The sequence below is a fragment of the Psychrosphaera haliotis genome, assembly GCF_039523615.1.
Taxonomy (GTDB): Bacteria; Pseudomonadota; Gammaproteobacteria; order Enterobacterales; family Alteromonadaceae; genus Psychrosphaera; species Psychrosphaera haliotis.
In genome coordinates, this window is the sequence record NZ_BAAAFQ010000006.1 from 161615 (window position 1) to 178928 (window position 17314).

A 17314-nucleotide genomic window follows, 5' to 3' on the forward strand; every position below is an offset into this window, starting at 1 on the left:
TCATATTCTGTTCACAACTCCATGCTAAAGCCCAACAGGCCTACCTTTTAGAACAGAAAATAATTCCCCAAAAACGCAATTCAACCCACTATTCAGTGCACCCAACTTAGTTTTGAGAAAAATTTTTCTACATTTTCTAAAAAAAACAAGCTAGGGTCTATGTCTACATTTTAAACAAGCGCTCCATTGAAGAGAGTGTAAAGTGTGGTCTCAGGACAAAGGAATGCATCTAACAATCTTGTGAAGCGCAACGCGACACAGAACATGAAAAGAGAAGATAGATGACAAATAATAACAAAAAACTAGTACCAACTATGTCAGTACTTGCTTTAGCAACAGCGGCATCGTTAACCATGGGTGCAGCAACTGCTGCTAATCTTCAAGAAGTTGAAGAAAAACAATATACCGGCACACATGCCGACTTTGCAGAATGGAAAGCTAAACAACGCCAATTGATTTTGGAAGATCAAACTGACCAATTTATTATTGAATATTTGGAAAATGTTGATACCAAAAAAGAAGCAAAAAAGCTCGCTAAGCGATTACGAAAAATGCTTAAAAAGTCTGGCGTAAAGCACAAAGGTAAACTTAAAAACAAAAAGCATATCTTTAAACTAGCTCAAAAAATTGGCAGTAAAGAGCGTAAAGCCTTTCTTAATTTAATTCGCAAAGATAAAAATATTAAAATGGCTGAAATGGATCCAATTCGTTTCTTAATGGCCGAAAACGTTCCTTGGGGCGTACCAAACATTCAGGCTGATCAAGTTTCTGACTCAAATGCAGGCAACATGACTGTATGTATTATCGACTCAGGTTATCAGTCAAACAATCCAGATTTAGCGGCAAATAACGCGACTGGAACAAATGATCCAGGCACAGGAAACTGGTATCAAGCCGGTGGTTCACACGGAACTCACGTAGCAGGTACCATTGCTGCCGTGAACAACAACGAAGGTGTTGTTGGTGTGATGCCAAATACCAATGTAAACCTTCATATTGTTAAAGTATTTAATGAAGCGGGTTGGGGTTATAGCTCTGATTTGGTAACAGCCGTTAACACTTGTGTGAACAACGGTGCAAAAGTCGTTAATATGAGTCTTGGTGGTCCGTCACAAAGTACGTCTGAACGTAACGGATTAGAAGCTGCCACTGCTCAAGGCGTATTACTGATTGCCGCATCAGGTAATGACGGTGACTCTAGCCTTTCGTACCCTGCCTCTTACGATACCGTAATGGCTGTTGGTGCCGTAGATGAATCTGGTCGTCATGCTGAGTTTTCTCAATTTACTCCGCAAGTAGAAATTGCTGGCCCTGGTGAAGCTATTTTATCTACCGTAGCTGGTGATGGCCGTCTTGGTTCATTAACAGTTGGTGGAACTACATGGGCAAACGACCGCGTAGCACCACAAACACACTTTGTACAAAGTGGTGGTAGTTATGTAGTACAAGACATAAATGGCTCTGCTTCTGGTGTGTTATCTCAATGTACTTGGTCTGGCTCTTCGTATAATTGTTCTAACGTAGCGGGCAATATTTGTATTGCACCTCGAAACGATAATCAAAAAGGCAGTAACTATCCTGAAATCAACCCAGCTAAAGCTTGTGCAGATGCCGGTGCTTCTGGCGTAGTTGTATATAGCGATAGCAGTCGACCGGGTCTTCAAAATCCATTTTTAGTTGATGCTACAAATGCGGTTGATGTACCTACTGTTTCTGTTAACAGAGCACTAGGTTTAGAGCTAGCGTCACGTCTTGGTCAATCGGCTTCATTATCTGTATCTGCCAATCAAGATTACGCATACTACAATGGTACGTCTATGGCGACACCACATGTAGCTGCAGCAGCTGCTTTAGCTTGGTCCAATAATATTTCTTGTACAGCTTCTGAAGTTCGTAATGCTCTTAAAGCAACAGCAATTGATTTGGAAACGGCTGGTCGCGACGATAAAACGGGATATGGTTTAGTGCAAACTAAAGCCGCTTCTGATTATCTAGCAGCGAACTGTGGTGGCACAACACCGCCTCCTCCTCCAACTGGCAACGCATTAACTAATGGCCAAGCAAAAACCGGCTTATCTGGCTCTGCAAATCAGCAACTTGAGTTCACACTTGAAGTACCAGCCGGTGCAACAGGTTTAAGCTTTGACATGACTGGTGGCTCTGGTGATGCAGACTTATACGTTAAGTTTGGATCGGCACCAACAACTTCTAGCTATGATTGTCGTCCGTATAAAGGTGGCAATGTTGAAAGTTGTCCTATTACGACAGCACAAGCTGGTACTTATTACGTAAAAGTAATTGGTTACTCAGCGTTTAGTGGTGTAAGTCTGACTGGTAGCTTCACTGCTGGTTCAACGGGTGGTGGTCAAGGTTATGACACAACTATTAATGACATTTCAGCAACTCGCAACAACTGGAAATACTACACTGTTGATGTACCTGCAGGAATGTCTAGTTTCGATGTAAGCACATATGGTGGTTCAGGTGATGCGGATCTATATATCAGATTTGGTGCGCAACCAACTACTTCGGCTTACGAATGTCGCCCTTATAAAGGCGGTAATAACGAAAGCTGCTCAGTGAATAGTCCAACTGCTGGTACTTGGCATATTGGTGTTCGCGCTTACAGCACATTCTCAGGTGTTAGTATGGACGTTTCATACCAACCTTAGTTTAAACACGATGTTCCCAATCGTAACTTTTTGAAGCCCGCTTGCGGGCTTTTTTTTATTCAAAGAATGTTTGTAAATCTGTATGAAACGGGTTTAGCTTTGGTTCATTAAAAAACTGCTGCATTGTCGGTGTCAATTGCACATCTAAATATTCCATCGGCGTTAACTCTGGTATCCATTTGTATGCTTGGTTTTTTGTCCCTTTACAAGTATCGACTGGCCAAAGAGATTGATTAAACTGAGTTTGTAAAGTCTCAATACTGTATTTAAGAGGCGCAACAATTAAATTCTCACCTAACTTGGTAGGTTGATTTTCATCGCAGTAAATAGCCTGTTGTGTAGGCCTTAATTGATATTCGTCATAAAGGTTTAACCAATGCCCTACTTCATGCAATAACACTTGAGCATTGTCATTTTTATCCATAAATATTACAGGACCTCTGCTGTTCGCTTTGCCTTCGTTTGCTACAACTAAAAGCCTTAATTTATCGTCTGCCAAGTTGATGCTTGGACCCACCTTACTTTTATTTACCAACGCTTTAATACCCTTTGATTTGCAACTTAACAAACCGATTTTTGACTTCTCACATAGCGCGTTCAATTGATAATTAGTGCTCACCTTTGAAAAACAGAGTTTTGCTTTGGAGTTTGGTAGCATGTTGTGAAACTCAGCTATAAGTTGCTCTGTCTTTATTCTTGCGTGAGTACTGTTCACCATCACCAACACTTTAACTTCACATGACGCATTAAAAGCCGCTGAATAGTCAGTTTTATTAAACCTATTATTATTGTTTTTTTCCAACTGTTTTAGCCGCCCCTTAAGCTTTTGAATTCTCTTTTTATATGATTCCGGTAGCACTATTTGGGTATTGAGAGCTCCTAATTCAGTTGTCTGTGTTAACGCGTCTAGCAGATTTTCGTCTATGTTGTAATTTGGGAAGTCATTAAGCCTTTGCTCAATTTTAAATATTTGACCACTTGCTAGTTGCCAATTTTGAGTTATGACCAACATCTCTAATTGTTGAATTAAAGCACCTGGGTGATTAGTTTTTAACGCTAACTCAAACCAATCAGTTCGTTTTTGATAAGTAACACTTGGGTTACTTTGAATAGCGGGATCGCTTTTAATAGAGGGGTCGCTTTTAATAGTTCGGTCGCTTAACAAGTACATTTGCCATGCAGCTTCTGCGTGACCTAACTTAGCCGCTTTTGCAAGCCAACTTTTATCGCCCGTAGCCTGATAAAGCTCATAAATCGCTGAAGTTTCTCCTAACGATGCTGCACTATTAAGATAACTCGATGATTTATTATAGTGGTAACTAACTTGAGACGCCGAAAGCACTAGACTATCAGCTAATAAAAGAGAAAAAGGCGCAATTAGCGCCAGTTGTATTGCAGACTTAACTTTCACAGAGATGTTTACTAATTTGTCTCTTGGCTAGCTTCTACGTTTGCATAACGTTGCCTAGCTATTTCATACAGTTTATTTAGTTCTAATCTTGAATACTTATGCTCAACAAATTCATGCACTGAGGTCCCTAGCGCTAAGCGGAAATAATTTTTAGCGGCTTCTTCATCACCCATTGCTAGTTTGAATTTAGCTAAATAAAAATAACCTTCACATAAACGCTCAACTAGCTCTCGAGAACTCTTTAAGTTTTTACCCATGTTATTAATAAAGGTTTGCTCTGTTAGGTTGCCAAGTAGTAATTCAACAATCTGATACGACCAACTGTTAGGGTTAAGCTGGCTTGCATTGTAAATCAAGCGCAACTTTGCACCTTCTGCATCGTTTTCAACTTCAGAGAAATATAACCATATAACTCGATATGGATCATCTGGCTTCTTGACGTAAAAAGTTTCTAAATCTTCCATTGCCAGAGCATTGCGGCCGTAATAATGAAGCGCAATACCACGGTTTAAGTGAACATACTGATGTTCTGGATCAATTTCTAATGCTGAATCAAAAGCTTCAAAAGCCTGAGCGTATTGACCCATCAACGTAAGGTGAATGCCAATAAAATTATATGCATCAGCAAAATCAGGTTTATGCTCTAAAGCTCGTCTAAAGTCGAGTTGTGCCAATGAACGCAGTCCTAAACTGTCATACATAACGCCACGATCGTACAGTAACTCTGCTAATTTTTCTTTCTCTAGTTTTGCATGACTTATAATTTGAGTAAGCTTAGCGATCGCCAATTCACTTTTATAATCAACGTTTAACGGCTCAGAAATAACAACATTATTAACAACGTGTGGCTCACTATTATCAACCACTGATTGTTTACTTGCACAGCCAGTAACAATCGTAGATAGCAGTACTAATGATAGACTTACTCGTTTCATATCAACTCCTTCAAAATTCGCCATTATTAATAACATAAAAGCCTGCTTAGCATAAGCCTAGATGCAAAAAAGAGAGCCGAAGCTCTCTTTTTATTTCAACATTTTATGAAGCTAAAACTTCATTTATGTTTAGGTGAGTTATTACTCAGCTGCTGGTGCTTCTTCAGCTACCGCTTCTTTCATGCTCAAACGAACACGACCTTGGCGATCAATCTCAAGAACTTTAACAACAACTTCTTGGCCTTCAGATAAAACGTCAGAAACATTCTCAACACGCTCTTGTGAGATTTGAGAAATGTGAACTAAACCGTCTTTACCAGGTAGTACGTTTACAAACGCACCGAAGTCTACAATACGAGCAACTTTACCGTTGTACGTTCTGCCAACTTCTAAGTCAGTTGTTAATTGCTTAACGCGTTCGATACAAGCTTGTGCACTTGCGCCGTCAGTTGCAGCAATTTTTACAGTACCGTCATCTTCAATTTCAATTGTTGTACCCGTTTCTTCAGTAAGAGCACGAATAGTTGCGCCACCTTTACCGATAACGTCAGCAATTTTCTTCTGAGGAATTTTAACTGTGTAGATACGTGGAGCAAATTCAGACATTTCTTCACGGTGACCGCCGATAGCAGCGTCCATTACTGTAAGGATATGTAAACGAGCAGCTTTAGCTTGAACTAACGCCTTGTCCATGATCTCTTTAGTGATACCTTCAATTTTGATGTCCATTTGAAGTGCAGTGATACCTTCAGCAGTACCTGCAACTTTAAAGTCCATGTCACCTAAGTGATCTTCATCACCAAGGATGTCTGAAAGTACAACAAAGTTTGTATCATCTTTAACTAGACCCATCGCAATACCAGCAACTGATGCTTTAATTGGAACACCAGCATCCATAAGCGCTAGAGATGAACCACAAACAGAAGCCATTGAAGATGAACCGTTAGATTCTGTAATTTCAGAAACTAGACGTACTGTGTACGGGAATTCAGCTTGTGAAGGCATAACTGCAGCAACACCGCGTTTCGCAAGGCGACCGTGACCAATTTCACGACGCTTAGGTGAGCCCATGAAACCAGTTTCACCAACACAGTACGGAGGGAAGTTATAATGAAGCATGAACGGGTCACGACGTTCGCCAAGTAGCGAATCGATGATTTGAGAATCACGCTCTGTACCTAATGTTGCAGTAACAATTGCTTGAGTCTCACCACGTGTGAATAGTGAAGAACCGTGTGTACGAGGTAAAATACCTGTTTTCACGTCAAGAGCACGAATCATGTCTGGTTCACGACCATCAATACGTTTTTCGCCAGCTAGGATACGTGAACGAACAACGTCTTTTTCAAGATCATGTACTAATTCAGAGATTTCTTTTTCGTTAAAATCTTCTTCGCTTAACTCTTCAGCAAGTGCAGCAACAGTTGATTTTTTAACTTCACCAACGGCGTCATAACGCGCCATTTTGTCAGCGATTGAGTATGCAGCATCGATACCGTCTTTTGCTAACGCAGCAACTTTCGTTTTCAATTCTGTGTTCTCAGCAGGAGCAGTCCATTCCCAAGCTGGAGTCGCTACTTCAGCAGAAAATTCTTTTATTGCAGTAACAATAGCTTGTAACTGCTCATGACCGTATACAACAGCACCAAGCATAGTCTCTTCAGAAAGCACAGCTGCTTCTGATTCAACCATAAGTACAGCATTATCAGTACCAGCAACAACTAAGTCTAAGTCACTAGTTGCAAGTTCTGTTTGAGATGGGTTAAGTACGTATTGGTCATTTACAACACCAACACGAGCAACACCGATAGGACCATTAAATGGAATGCCAGAGATAGATAACGCAGCTGATGCACCGATCATTGCTACTAGGTCTGGTTGAATTTCAGGGTTTACCGACATAACTGTACAAACAACTTGTACTTCGTTTTTGAATCCTTCAGGGAAAAGTGGACGTAAAGGACGGTCAATTAGACGCGCAATTAATGTCTCTTCTTCAGCTGGACGACCTTCACGTTTGAAGAAACCGCCTGGGATTTTACCGCCTGCATAGGCTTTTTCTTGGTAGTTGATAGTTAATGGGAAGAAGTCTTGGCCTGGAGCCGCTTCTTTTTTACCAACAACACTTACGAATACTGATGTATCGCCGATGCTAGCCATTACTGCAGCAGTAGCTTGACGTGCAATCACGCCAGTTTCAAGAGTGACCTCATGCTGACCATATTGGAATTTTTTAATAATTGGAGTCACATTTATTTCCTTTCATTGCGATTTGGCTATTTTTTCAGAGCGCTTTTATTTCGGATGCATTTAACTTCACATACACCCACGCCGACCAAATCTATTATTTTCATATAAGTTCGCGCCATATTATACGCACGACTATTTCTAATACCATTAAAATTAAGTGACAGGCACAAAAAAAGGAGCAATAAATGCTCCTTTTTAAAATCTGAATTCAGATTTAATTAACGACGTAGGCCTAAACGTTTGATTAGGTCGTTGTAACGCTCAAGGCTACGGCTTTTAAGATAGTCTAAAAGCTTACGACGTTGGCTAACTTTACGTAAAAGACCACGACGTGAGTGGTTGTCTTTTTTGTGTGCTGCAAAGTGGCCTTGTAGCTTGTTGATGTCTGCAGTTAATAATGCAACTTGAACTTCAACAGAACCAGAATCTTTTTCGTTTGCACCGAAATCCGCTAGGATTTTAGCTTTATCTTCAACGCTTAGTGACATAAGTCTCTCCAAAAATAAAATATGATGTGGTAGCAGCCAATCACTAACTCAGCCGCTACAGGATAAACTCGAATTAACGAGAGACGCGCATTCTACGCAACTCTATGAAAAACTCAAGGTGTTTTTACTGCCAACCGCTTAACCTTTACATGTCCTTGAGAAAAACAAACAACACCCTCAAACTCACCGGTCTCTGAGTCATAAGCGGTAAACTCTGTTTCCTCATCTTTCATCGAGTACTGTTGAAACAAGTCGGCATTTAAGTCCACCATTGCAGCATCAATAGGTACTGTCTGACCAAACCTTAATATTTCAAAGGCTCTGGTTGATAACTTAATTTCAGGCAGCCCAATTAACGCGGTTTGCATTGGTAATAAGTGACTATCAAGTTCAGTATAATCCACTTCATTTTCCGGGTTTCCGTCAATAAAGTTGTCATCTTTTAGCTTTTGAATTTGATCAAGTGTTAGCATTTTATCTACAGGATAGTTAGCTACTTGAGTACGTCGCAGTACTTTAACGTGAGCACCACAACCTAATAACTGGCCAAGATCATCAACCAATGTACGGATGTAAGTCCCCTTTGAACAACGAACCTGAAAATCGGCTTCATCACCACGGAAATCTAATAACTCAAACTCATAGATGGTGATAGGTCTAGCTGCTCGTTCAACGGTTATGCCTTGACGCGCCAATTTGTAAAGAGGCTGACCATTATGCTTTAAAGCTGAAAACATAGTTGGGACCTGCTTTATTGGTCCTGTTAACGTTTCTTTAAACTCATTAATTTGATCAAGGGTAATATCTACCTCTCGAACTTCAACAATTTCACCTTCTGCATCACTGGTATCCGTACGTTCACCAAACTTTGCAGTCACAAAGTAACTCTTATCTGAGTCTAGTAGGTACTGGCTATATTTTGTTGCTTCACCTAAACAAATAGGCAACATGCCGGTTGCTAGAGGATCAAGCGCACCAGTATGCCCAGCTTTTTGAGCGTTAAAAATTGCTCTCACTTTTTGTAGTATATTGTTTGAAGAGCCACCTTCAGGCTTATCAACCAATACAATGCCGTTAATCGCACGGCCTTTTTTCCTACGTGCCATAAATCTTAGTCGTCCAAATCTTCCGCTGGGTTTTTGCCAGACTCAGCTCTGCGAACTTTATCTTTCTGAATAGCCTCATCAACTTTATTCGACATCTTAATACCAGTTACTAAGCTATTGTCGTAGATAAATTTGATTTCAGGTACGATACGTAAACGCATGCGTTTACCAATTTCCATACGGAAAAAACCATTGGCTTTGTTTAATATTTCCAACGCTTCTGCAATTTCTTCTTCTTCTTTACCAAAAAACGTGACAAATACTGAAACGTAAGCAAGGTCTTTGGTGACTTCTACTTCTGATACCGTAACCCAGCCAATACGTGGGTCTTTAAAATCACGTTGTAATATCATCGCAATTTCTTGTTGCACCTGTTGTGCTACACGATCTGTTCTAGAAAAGTTCTTATCCACTTTTCTCTCCTCTTTAAGTTAATGACTTAATTATATAAAAATAGTTTCAAGCCATAAATGTGACGTTAATTTTGTAACTAGCCAACAAAAAAGGGGCACGTTAGCCCCTTTTATACGTCAGCCGTTAAAAGGCAATTATAAAGTACGTTGTATTTCAACAATCTCGAATACTTCGATCATGTCGCCAACTTTAACGTCATTATAGTTCTTAACACCGATACCACATTCCATTCCGTTACGAACTTCTTGAACGTCATCTTTAAAGCGACGTAGAGATTCAAGTTCACCTTCATAGATAACCACGTTATCACGAAGTACACGGATTGGATTGTTACGCTTGATGTTACCTTCAGTAACCATACAACCAGCGATTGCGCCAATCTTAGGAGACTTAAACACATCACGAACTTCAGCAAGACCAATAATTTCTTGTCTGAATTCTGGCGCTAACATGCCTGACATTGCTTGTTTAACTTCATCAATCAGGTCATAGATTACGCTGTAGTAACGTAAATCAATATCTTCTTGTTCCATTAAACGACGAGCCGTTGCATCTGCACGAACGTTAAAGCCAACAACGATTGCATTTGAAGCTTGCGCCAAAGATGCATCAGTTTCAGTAAGACCACCAACGCCACTACCAACGATGTTCACTTTAACTTCATCTGTAGATAGACGAGTTAGTGAGTCAGTAATTGCTTCTAGTGAACCTTGTACATCAGTCTTAAGAACGATGTTAAGTTCTGAAACGTCACCTTCTTCCATGTTTGCAAACATGTTTTCAAGTTTCGCTTTTTGTTGTCTTGCTAGTTTAACTTCACGGTATTTACCCTGACGCTTATTAGCTACTTCACGAGCTTTACGCTCATCACGAACAACAGTTGCTTCGTCACCAGCTTGTGGTACACCAGATAAACCAAGTATTTCTACTGGAATAGATGGACCCGCTCTATCAATCTCTTTGCCGTTTTCGTCTTTCATCGCTTTAACACGACCATACTCAAAACCACATAGAACGATATCGCCGCGCTTAAGTTCACCTTCTTGAACAAGAACCGTTGCTACTGGGCCACGTCCTTTATCTAAGCGTGACTCAATTACAACACCATGTGCTGCACCGTGATCAACCGCAGTAAGTTCAAGTAGCTCAGCTTGTAAGCTGATTGCTTCAAGTAACGCTTCAATACCATCACCCGTTTTTGCAGATACGTGCATAAACTGAGTATCGCCACCCCAATCTTCAGGGATTACGTCAAGCGCAGATAATTCGTTTTTAACACGATCTGGATCTGCTGACTCTTTATCAATTTTGTTAACTGCGATGATTAAAGGAACGCCAGCTGCTTTAGCATGCTGAACCGCTTCTTTAGTCTGTGGCATAACACCATCATCAGCGGCAACCGCAATAACTACAATATCCGTTGCTTTAGCACCACGAGCACGCATTGACGTAAAGGCCGCGTGTCCAGGAGTATCTAGGAATGTAATCATGCCATTTGACGTATCAACGTGGTAAGCACCAATGTGCTGAGTAATACCACCGGCTTCTCCGTCAGCAATATTTGCTTTACGGATATAATCTAGTAACGATGTTTTACCATGGTCAACGTGACCCATTACAGTAACAACTGGCGCTCTAGAAACCGCGTCACCTTCACCAGAAGCACGATCCGCTAATACAGACTCTTCTAGTTCATTTGACTTAGTTAATACAAATTTATGACCCATTTCTTCAACAACAAGACTTGCTGTTTCTTGATCTAAAACTTGGTTAATAGTAACCATTTCGCCCATTTTCATCATAGCTTTTACAACTGATGCGCCTTTAACGGCCATCTTGTTCGCTAATTCTGCAACGGTAATTGTTTCACTAATCTTAACAACTTGCTCAACAGGTGATGCAGGCTTTTGGAAACCGTGTTGGTTTTTAGCTTGCTTACCTTTTCTACGACGACCAGTAAGAGTACTCGCTTCATCTTTATCGCCTTTTTTCTTGGCTTTACGACGAGACTTTTTCTCTTCTTGTTTATCTTGATCATCTTCAGCTAACTGAGCATAAACAGAGCTATGAACATGAAGATCTTCTTCTTTCTCATGCTCTAACTTATATTTACGTTGAGCTTCTGCTTCTTCCCACTCTTTGCCTTTTTCTTCAGCAAGTTTACGAGCTTCTTCAGCAAGTTTAGCCGCTTCTTCTTCCGCTTTTTTAAGAGCTTCTTGTTCTAGCGCTAAACGAATTCTTTGTTCTTCAGCAGTTTCTTCTTTGACAGCTTTCTTTTCAGCTGGCTTGTTCGCTTTTGCTGCTTTAGCCGCTTCTTTACGCTTATCATCTGCTTCTTTTTTAGCTTTAGCTTCTGCATCGCGTTTTGCTTTAGCTTCTGCATCGCGTTTTGCTTTTTCTTCCGCTTCGCGTTTTGCAGCTTCTTCAGCTTCAAGTCTTGCTTTTTCTTCCGCTTCTGCTGCCGCAGCTAACTCTTCTGGGCTTCGCTTAACAAAAGTACGCTTTTTACGAACTTCTACTTGTACGTTTTTAGCCTTGCCTGAACCACTATTAACACTCAATGTGCTCTTAGTTTTACGTTGCAGAGTCATCTTTGTAGGTTCAGCACCTTCGCCGCCATGAGCTTTGCTTAAGTGGTCAAGTAATTGCTTTTTCTCAGCTTCATTAACCATGTCGCCAACCGCTTTTTTAATACCAGCGTCTGCGAATTGTGAAACCAGCTTCTCAACCGGAGTGCCCACGTCCTGGGCTAGTTTATCTAAACTAACTTCTGTCATATTTCTAAATACCTCCGTTGAACCTATTGCTCTTCACTAAACCAAACAATGTTACGTGCAGCCATAATTAGCTCGCCCGCTTTTTCTTCAGTAATCTCTTCAATGTCACTAAGTTCATCAACACCTTGCTCTGCTAACAATTCAAGGTTAGTAATACCTTTACTTGCGAACACATAAGCTAAGTGACGATCGACACCTTCAAGGTTTAGTAAGTCTTCTTCAGGTTCTGAATTTTCAAGCGACTCTTCATTTGCAAGCGCTTTTGTTGTAAGTGTTGCTTTTGCACGTGCGCGCAGTTCTTCTATTGTATCTTCGTCTAATCCATCAACTTCAAGTAACTCAGAAACTGGTACGTAGGCAACTTCTTCTAGTGATGAGAAACCTTCTTCAACTAACATCGTTGCGAAGTCTTCATCAATATCTAACCCTTCAGTAAACAGCTGTATCGTTTTGCTGTTTTCTGCTTGATGTTTTTCAGCCATATCGGCTTCTGTCATTACGTTTAATTCCCAGCCAGTTAATTGGCTAGCTAATCGTACGTTTTGACCACTACGGCCAATGGCCATAGCTAAATTGTCTGCAGCAACGGCAATATCCATAGACTTGCTGTCTTCATCAACAATAATTGATGCTACTTCTGCCGGTGCCATTGCGTTAATTACAAACTGCGCAGGGTTACCGTCATATAAAACAATATCTACACGCTCACCGTTAAGTTCACCAGATACTGCTTGTACACGAGCACCTCGCATACCAACACACGCACCAACTGGGTCAATGCGACGGTCGTTTGATTTAACTGCGATTTTTGCACGTGAACCTGGATCGCGAGCTGCTGCAATAATGTCTAGCATTTCTTCACCAATTTCTGGTACTTCAATGCGGAATAATTCAATTAGCATTTCAGGCTTAGTACGGCTCACAAATAACTGAGGGCCACGTACTTCTGGCTTAACCGCATATAAATATGCTCTTGCACGGTCACCTGGACGGAATGTTTCACGCTGAATCATATCTTCACGATATAAAACGGCTTCAGCATTCGCACCTAAGTCCAAAATAACGTTATCGCGATTTACTTTTTTAACGATACCAGTAATTAGCTCGCCAACTTGGTCATAGTATTGCTCAGCAATTTGACCGCGTTCAGCTTCACGTACCTTTTGTACGATTACTTGTTTCGCCATTTGAGTCGTAATACGGTCAAATTTAATAGATTCGATTTGTTCTTCAACAAAGTCACCTAATTGAAGCTCAGGCTCATCATATTGAGCAGCTGATATGCTCATTTCTGCGCTTGGGTTTTCCATTTGGTGATCATCAGGAACAACTAACCAGCGACGGAACGTATCGTACTCGCCAGTTTCTTGGTCAATAGAAACACGTACTTCTATTTCAGCAGTGTGCTTTTTCTTTGTTGCAGCCGCTAGAGCAAACTCAAGCGCTTCAAAAATCTTTTCGCGTGGAACGGCTTTCTCATTCGATACCGCTTCTGCCACCAGTAATAGTTCTTTTGCCATTATACTTCGCTCCTTTTTATCTGGTTAGTCGAATTGAGCAACTAAATGTGCTTTTTGGACATTATCAATTAAAATAGAGAACACTTGATTATCCACGTTGATGTTGATCATATCGCTCTCAACTTCAACAAGCGTCCCTTTAAAATTACGACGGCCATCTTGCGGCACATTTAATTTTACACTCACAGTTTCGTTTACCACTTTGGCGAAATGTTCAACGGTGAACAATGGACGATCCATGCCCGGTGACGAAACTTCTAAACTATATTCAGTAGAAATTGGGTCTTCAACGTCTAGTATTGCGCCAGCTTGATGACTTACATCAGCACAGTTATCAACTGAAATACCATTTTCATGATCAATATAAATACGCAACGTTGAATGGTTTCCAGCTCGTATAAATTCAACACCTAACAATTCAAAGCCTAAAGCATCAACTGCAGGTTGTAACATTTCAGTTAAACGCAATTCAAGGTTAGTCAAATCACCACTCCTATCACTAATTTTAAATACAAAAAAAGGGCCTAAAGCCCCAGTTGCATGTGCTAATTTAAACGCACACCACATAAACTGTTAACAGAAACTAAAGCGCCCCGATTCTCTCGAGGCAAAGTTTCTGGTTCTACTATAATACATATTCGCAATTGATTAATTTAAAAGCTACCTGTATTTGGTTGCGGGAGCCGGATTTGAACCGACGACCTTCGGGTTATGAGCCCGACGAGCTACCAGACTGCTCCATCCCGCGCCAGTAGACTAAAAACATTTACAGTCGGTTTTAACGACTACTTTATGGAAATGCCTCATAAAAGCCCTCCAAAAGATTTGATGCGGGGATTATACTGGCTATTGAAATACATTCAAGTTAAACCTTGCTAAATATTCAAATTCACCGCTTATATAGACGTAAATTTTCAACTCTCGTTTTTATATGCCATTTTGATGTAATAAATATCAATTCATATTTGTGATATTGCGTATTAACTTGGCATAATGCGACAAATACAATTTAAGACTTCAGCCAATTCTATTATTAAGAGGCCAACTTTTATGCCAGCCAATGGATCAGCAAGCAAACTTTCGCAGTTAATTGGTAATACCGACCTATTAACGATTCCAAGCCTTAGCAAATTAACGCAATGTGATATCAGCGTTAAGTGTGAATTTCAAAACCCAGGTGGTTCTGTAAAAGATAGAGCTGCGCTGCAAATGGTTTTATCTGCAATTGAAAGTGGTGATTTAAAGCCAGGAATGACAATTGTTGAAGGCACTGCTGGCAATACTGGTATTGGTTTAGCTGTGGTTGCTAAATCACTTGGCTTTAATTTAAAAGTTGTCATGCCAAAAGGCCAAGCAAAAGAAAAAGAACAAATGATTGAACTGCATGGCGCTGAGCTCATTTTGGTTGACCCAGTACCATTTGCCAATGAAAACCACTTTTACCACACAGCAAGACGAATAGCTGAAGAAAATGCAGATTTCTGGTGGGCCAATCAGTTTGAAAACACTGCAAATGCGGACGCACATTACTTGACTACGGGTCCTGAAATTTTTGAACAAACAAATGGTGACATAACCTACTTTGTGTCAGCAGCTGGTACAGGTGGCACCATAGGTGGCATTACTAAATACTTAAAAGAACAAAACGAACAAATCGGCACTGTATGTGTTGATCCTAATGGTTCGGGTGTTTTTAACTTTTTACAGTCAGGTGAATATAAAGCAACGCAAGGCGGCTCTTTCACGGAAGGGATTGGTATTATGCGCCTAGTAGATAACTTTAGAGAGGCGAAGGTTGACGAAACTATTACTTTGCCGGACAGCGACATTGTCACCCTAGCAAATTATGTAAGGCAACAGGACGGTCTGGTACTGGGAAGTTCTAGTGCTTTAAATGTTGCTGCCGCTTTTTACACTGCAGTACAAAAAGGCCCTCTATCCGGTGGAGCTAAACAACATGTAGTGACTTTGGCTTGTGATTTAGGAGAGCGCTCTGTATCTAAACTTTATAATAATGAGTTTTTAGAAACAAAAGGGATTAACCCAGATACAGAGTCAATGGAAGAGATGACCACTCGTTATACTCAAACAACAGACTTACTGAAGAAAGTGACTTTTCAGTATAACTAGACTTTGAACCTGTAATTCTCGGTCAAACAGCACTAACTAAAAAAGGCGATTATTAATCGCCTTTTTTATATCAACTCTTTCTGTAAACTTTAACGTCAGTATAACCATGTTCGTGAAGTAATAAGGCTTGCAAACGACTCATCACTCCCCTATCACAGTATAAGTAGTAAGCTTTAGTTTGATCTAAGTCGCCAAATTTAGTGGCAAGTTTGAAGAATGGCAGCTCAATCACTTCGATATCGCCCAAATCAAGAGGTGCATTATCTGTCTCTTCTGGGCTGCGTATATCTAGTACAATAGAGTCACTTGATAAATCCGTAACTTGTTCAACTTCTTTGACTTCTTCATGCGTTTCATTTTCTATCTCACGCACGTCCATCATGTTCGCGTGATAAATAGCATCGTCTAAAATACTAAAATCAAAGTTTGCTTCTGCAGCTTCAATTTCACTTAGTACGGCACGCGTAGTTGGCTTTTTAGATATTACTCCACAATATTCAGGCATTGCCGCAGCTAGGTCATGGCTGCCTATCTTTCTAGCGGTATCAATAATCTCTGACTTATCTATGTGAATTAATGGTCTTAGAATTAGCGTCTCTGTTACACGGTCAATAACATTAAGGTTTGTTAATGTTTGAGACGATACTTGGCCTAAGCTTTCACCGGTAACTAATGCCTTGATATTTAACTTATCGGCAACCTTTGACGCTGCTCGCATCATCATTCGCTTAAGTACAACACCCATCAAGCCATTGTCAATTTTAGTCAGTATTTCTGCTACTACAGGCTCAAAATTAACTGAGATAAATCGTGTTTTGTGTGAACTGCTATATGCATTCCAAACTTGATGACAAGCTTGTTTTACGCCGATTTCATGTTCTTTCCCGCCTAAGTTAAAGAAACAGAAATGGGTTCTCGCACCACGGCGGATTAGGTGATAAGCCGCAACCCCAGAATCAAAACCACCTGACATTAATGCCAAAACGTCTTCTTGGCTTGGCAGAGGCATACCGCCTAAACCTTTGTGGTTCGCTTTGATAACATGAAATACGTCATCACGTAGTTCTGCTTTAATTATTAATTCAGGTTTTTTAAGTTGAACGCGAGCAGACTCTACCGCCTGATTTAAGCCACCGCCAACGTAACGCTCTAATTCTGATGAGGTGAAATCATGTTTACCGGTGCGCTTGATGCGAACACAAAATGACTTACCCGCAATTTCATCTTGCCAGTGTCTAGATACGTCTTTATAAGCTTGATCAAAATCGACAAATGGATATTCAACAACTTCATTAAATTGATCAACACCAGGAATTCTAACGATTAAATCTAATAATTGTTCGCGTTCTTCTGGCGTCGCGAGTGGCGCGTCTACCAAAATATCAGTCCAGCGAGAAATAATATGCGCTTTTGGGTGAACCTTTTTTAAAATAATGCGTAAATTAGATTCAAGTAGTTTATAAAACCGTTTTCGAACCGAGCGGCTTTTTATATTTATTTCAGGATGGTATTTAACAATTAACTTCATAATATCTCATTTTTAGGTCAGTTCTCGCGGTTCAGCGCGCGCATATTATACACACACGCCCGACCATCGAAAAGCAACAATCA

General features: G+C 40.4%; 12 protein-coding genes and 1 tRNA gene. 2 read left to right on the top strand and 11 right to left on the bottom strand.

The window, feature by feature from the left end; genetic code table 11:
- The first annotated feature begins 281 nt into the window (after nt 1–281).
- Nucleotides 282–2672 (top strand): S8 family serine peptidase, encoded by a 2391-nt coding sequence (locus tag ABD009_RS09005; protein WP_343824644.1) that lies wholly within the window; start codon nt 282–284, stop codon nt 2670–2672.
- A 55-nt stretch (nt 2673–2727) separates the two neighbouring features.
- Here ABD009_RS09005 and ABD009_RS09010 read toward each other — a convergent pair whose 3' ends face one another.
- The 10 genes from ABD009_RS09010 to ABD009_RS09055 all read right to left on the bottom strand — a co-directional run bounded on the left by ABD009_RS09010 (nt 2728) and on the right by ABD009_RS09055 (nt 14321).
- Nucleotides 2728–4083, bottom strand: a complete 1356-nt coding sequence (locus ABD009_RS09010) for a hypothetical protein (protein WP_343824646.1) — start codon at nt 4081–4083, stop codon at nt 2728–2730.
- A gap of 11 nt (nt 4084–4094) precedes the next feature.
- A complete protein-coding gene (gene nlpI / locus ABD009_RS09015) occupies nt 4095–5018 on the bottom strand; it encodes a lipoprotein NlpI (protein ID WP_343824648.1) in 924 nt (307 codons plus the stop codon).
- A gap of 141 nt (nt 5019–5159) precedes the next feature.
- A complete protein-coding gene (gene pnp / locus ABD009_RS09020) occupies nt 5160–7268 on the bottom strand; it encodes a polyribonucleotide nucleotidyltransferase (protein ID WP_330997679.1) in 2109 nt (702 codons plus the stop codon).
- A gap of 218 nt (nt 7269–7486) precedes the next feature.
- A complete protein-coding gene (gene rpsO, locus ABD009_RS09025) occupies nt 7487–7756 on the bottom strand; it encodes a 30S ribosomal protein S15 (protein ID WP_155694406.1) in 270 nt (89 codons plus the stop codon).
- 113 nt (nt 7757–7869) lie between these two features.
- Complete coding sequence (gene truB, locus ABD009_RS09030; RefSeq protein ID WP_343824654.1) at nt 7870–8862, bottom strand: tRNA pseudouridine(55) synthase TruB; 993 nt, start codon at nt 8860–8862, stop codon at nt 7870–7872.
- Between the two features lie 5 nt (nt 8863–8867).
- Nucleotides 8868–9275: a 30S ribosome-binding factor RbfA gene (gene rbfA, locus ABD009_RS09035; RefSeq protein ID WP_330997680.1), complete on the bottom strand. Its 408-nt coding sequence runs from the start codon at nt 9273–9275 to the stop codon at nt 8868–8870.
- A 135-nt stretch (nt 9276–9410) separates the two neighbouring features.
- Nucleotides 9411–12053 carry a translation initiation factor IF-2 gene (infB, locus tag ABD009_RS09040; RefSeq protein ID WP_343824657.1) on the bottom strand — a complete coding sequence of 881 codons (2643 nt, stop codon included), beginning with the start codon at nt 12051–12053 and terminating at the stop codon, nt 9411–9413.
- Between the two features lie 23 nt (nt 12054–12076).
- Nucleotides 12077–13573, bottom strand: a complete 1497-nt coding sequence (gene nusA, locus ABD009_RS09045; RefSeq protein WP_155694412.1) for a transcription termination factor NusA — start codon at nt 13571–13573, stop codon at nt 12077–12079.
- A gap of 24 nt (nt 13574–13597) precedes the next feature.
- On the bottom strand, nt 13598–14056 hold the full coding sequence (gene rimP / locus ABD009_RS09050; protein ID WP_155694414.1) for a ribosome maturation factor RimP: 459 nt from the start codon (nt 14054–14056) through the stop codon (nt 13598–13600).
- A gap of 188 nt (nt 14057–14244) precedes the next feature.
- Nucleotides 14245–14321 (bottom strand) — tRNA-Met (locus tag ABD009_RS09055).
- A 302-nt stretch (nt 14322–14623) separates the two neighbouring features.
- Here ABD009_RS09055 and ABD009_RS09060 point away from each other — a divergent pair.
- Entirely contained in the window at nt 14624–15703 is a 1080-nt protein-coding gene (locus tag ABD009_RS09060; protein ID WP_343824658.1) for a cysteine synthase A, read from the top strand.
- A gap of 70 nt (nt 15704–15773) precedes the next feature.
- Here ABD009_RS09060 and thiI read toward each other — a convergent pair whose 3' ends face one another.
- Nucleotides 15774–17234: a tRNA uracil 4-sulfurtransferase ThiI gene (gene thiI, locus ABD009_RS09065; RefSeq protein ID WP_343824849.1), complete on the bottom strand. Its 1461-nt coding sequence runs from the start codon at nt 17232–17234 to the stop codon at nt 15774–15776.
- Between the last annotated feature and the right edge of the window lie 80 nt (nt 17235–17314).